The organism is Ramlibacter sp., assembly GCF_036676645.1.
Taxonomy (GTDB): Bacteria; Pseudomonadota; Gammaproteobacteria; order Burkholderiales; family Burkholderiaceae_C; genus Ramlibacter.
The window spans coordinates 1-1,893 of the sequence record NZ_JAKFCM010000034.1 but is presented as its reverse complement, the minus strand read 5'-3'; the positions used below and the strand labels follow the sequence as shown (position 1 = coordinate 1,893).

General features: G+C 71.1%; 2 protein-coding genes and 1 pseudogene. 2 read left to right on the top strand and 1 reads right to left on the bottom strand.

Annotated features, from left to right (window positions below; translation table 11 throughout):
• Positions 1-201, top strand: a pseudogene (locus V6M57_RS06475) (heme biosynthesis protein HemY); the annotation flags it as partial.
• 206 nt (positions 202-407) lie between these two features.
• Here V6M57_RS06475 and V6M57_RS06470 read toward each other — a convergent pair.
• A complete protein-coding gene (locus V6M57_RS06470; protein ID WP_332814175.1) occupies positions 408-1,058 on the bottom strand; it encodes a hypothetical protein in 651 nt (216 codons plus the stop codon).
• On the opposite strand from V6M57_RS06470, the gene V6M57_RS06465 reads away from it, so the two are divergent.
• The gene (locus V6M57_RS06465) at positions 1,014-1,682 is read left to right on the top strand and encodes a hypothetical protein (RefSeq protein WP_332814174.1); all 669 of its coding nucleotides are present in this window, start codon (positions 1,014-1,016) and stop codon (positions 1,680-1,682) included. The two genes, V6M57_RS06470 and V6M57_RS06465, sit on opposite strands and share 45 nt — an antisense overlap.
• Positions 1,683-1,893 lie beyond the last annotated feature (211 nt).

Below are 1,893 nucleotides of genomic sequence, written 5' to 3'. Positions count from 1 at the left end.
AATCTGCAGTACCTGGCCGGCATGGCCTGCCTGAACCGTCAGCTGTGGGGCAAGGCCCGCCAGTTGCTGTCGCAAGCCGCCATGGGCCTGCAGGATGCCACGCTGCACCGCAATGCCTGGCGGGCGCTGGCGGTGCTGGCTGAGCAGCGTGAGGATGAGCCGGCGGCGGCGCAGGCCTACAAGCGCGCTGCCCAGCTGTAGAGGCGCCAGGCTTCTTGCTGCCCAAGCAGCCGCCCGGTGGCCGGGCACCGCTGCACCGCGCCATGCGCACCACACACGTCCCGGAACGCCGGCGCGATGCGTCGAACAGGCCTCGACAAGGTGTCGAACAGGCAAAGAAAAAGGCCCCGCACGCGGGGCCTTTTCAGGAGGCTGGGGGCCAGGCCAATGGCTGGCCTGCCGGTCCATCAGGCGGGTGGTTGCTCAAAGGGCAGCGTCATCGAGCCCAGATCGCGTTTGGTCTCCACCAGCACCAGCGGGCCTTCATCGGACACTGCCAGGGGCGGGCGCTCGCGCGGCACATGCACCGGCTTGATTTCAGCGGCGATGGCGGCTTGCGCCTCGGCAATCTTGGCCGCATCGGAGTTGACCCACTGCAGGCCTGAAGACTCGGCCACCTGGGCCAGATCCTGCAGGGGCAGGGCGTAGGCCTGGACCTTGGGCAGCATGATGCTGGTTGCTGCGGGCGCAGGTACCGGCACGGGCGTTGCCACGGGTGCGGCAACCGCCACGGGCGCCGTGTAGGCAGGAGCCGGAGCCGAAGCAGCCGCTGGAGCCACAGCAGATGCTACAAATTCAGTAGCAACTGGTGCGCGCTCTTCCAAGGCAGGGGCCTGATTTTGCTCTGAACCGGCGGGTGCGGCGGCGCCCTCGGCGGCCTGTTCGCTGCGCTCGCCGCTTTCACCGCGCTCCTCGCCACGCTCGCGCCGGTCGCGGCCGTAGCGGTCACGGCTGCGGCGTTCGCGGGGCTGGCGCTGCTCGTCGGCCGGGCTATCGCTCTGGCCGTTCTGGTTTTGCGTCAGGGCCTGGCCGGTCTCGTCGAGTGCAACTGCAGCCATGGGGGCGGCTTCACCACTCACGGTATTGCCAGCGGTGTCGGCGGCCGGGCCCTGGCCCTCGGTGCGTTCGCCGCGGCGGTCATTTCGGCGGCCACCGCGCTCTCCACCCCGTTCACCGCGCTCGCGGCGACCTTCGCCCCGTCCTTCGCGTCCACCCTGCTGGCGATCGCCGTCACGGCCGGCTTCCGGGGCGGGCCTGTCCTGTCCCTGCACGGCAGCATCGCCACCCATGGCTGCGGCCATCGCGGCCTGGTTGGCCAATGCGAGATCCTGCTCTACCGCATCGCGCGGGATGCGGTCGCCACGTTCGCCGCGCTCGCGGCGGTTGCGGTCTCCGCGACCTTCGCCGCGGCCCTCACGCCCTTCACGGCTTTCGCCGCGGGGTTGGCCTTCGCCGCGATTTTCAGCGCGGGCTTCAGGGCGTGCTTCCCCGGCGGGACGCTCCTGGCGTGCGCCTTCGCCGCGTGCTTCGGGACTGCGTTCACGGCGTTCGCCGCCGCGGCCCTCACCCCGGTCGCCACGACCTTCGGGGCGGCCCTCCGGGCGAGCTTCGCCGCGGCCTTCCCCACGCCCTTCACCACGGCTGCGACCACCACGGCGGCCGTCCCGGCCTCCGCGCTCTGAACGTTCACCGCGCTCGCCGCGTCCATCACGTCCTTCGCGCCGTGCCTCGCCGCTGCGCTCGTCTTTCTTCACTTCAGCGGCAGGCGCTGCAGCCGGCGCTTCGGCGCCGCCGAACAGGCTCTTGATCCAGCCAAAGAAGCCTTTTTCGGCCGCCACGTGGGCTGGCGCTGCAGGCGCTGGGCGCGGTGCCGCTTTGGCCGCAGGGGCTACC